The organism is Lactobacillus sp. UMNPBX6 (assembly GCF_002553975.1).
GTDB classification, from domain to species: Bacteria; Bacillota; Bacilli; order Lactobacillales; family Lactobacillaceae; genus Lactobacillus; species Lactobacillus gallinarum.
The window spans coordinates 1-448 of the sequence record NZ_PCZD01000133.1 but is presented as its reverse complement, the minus strand read 5'-3'; the positions used below and the strand labels follow the sequence as shown (position 1 = coordinate 448).

1 protein-coding gene is annotated in these 448 nt (G+C 40.2%); it reads left to right on the top strand.

Annotated elements, in window-relative coordinates:
- Positions 1-147 precede the first annotated feature (147 nt).
- Positions 148-378: a transposase gene (locus CP357_RS09975; protein ID WP_005725993.1), complete on the top strand. Its 231-nt coding sequence runs from the start codon at positions 148-150 to the stop codon at positions 376-378.
- Positions 379-448: the final 70 nt, after the last annotated feature.

Sequence of the window (448 nt, the reverse complement as noted above, 5' to 3'; positions counted from 1 at the left end):
CTTCTGAGCAGGTCGACTGGCTAATGAAGGGCTTCGCAATCAATCCAAAAATAAAGAACACGAAAGCGTGCGAATTCTACTAACACTTGACATCGCACGCTTTTTTGATATTCTTTTAACTAATAAATTTAGGAGGAAGTTTAACTCATGTCACAAGAAAATTTGGAAAAGATTATTGCACAACAAGCAACTACTATTCAAAACTTAACTGATGAAATCAAGCTCCTCCGTGAACAAGTGGCTTACTTAACGCAAAAACGTTATGGCAAATCTTCAGAACAAATGCCTTTAAATGGACAAACAAGTCTCTTTGATGAACCTGATGCTCAAGATGACGGAGAACGTCCCCGACGCCGCCGTTCAGACTATTACTTATAAAAGACAAGCTCACAAACGAAAGCGTGCTGACTTACTAGCTGCCCTTCCAGCTGAAGAGGTTCACCATGAA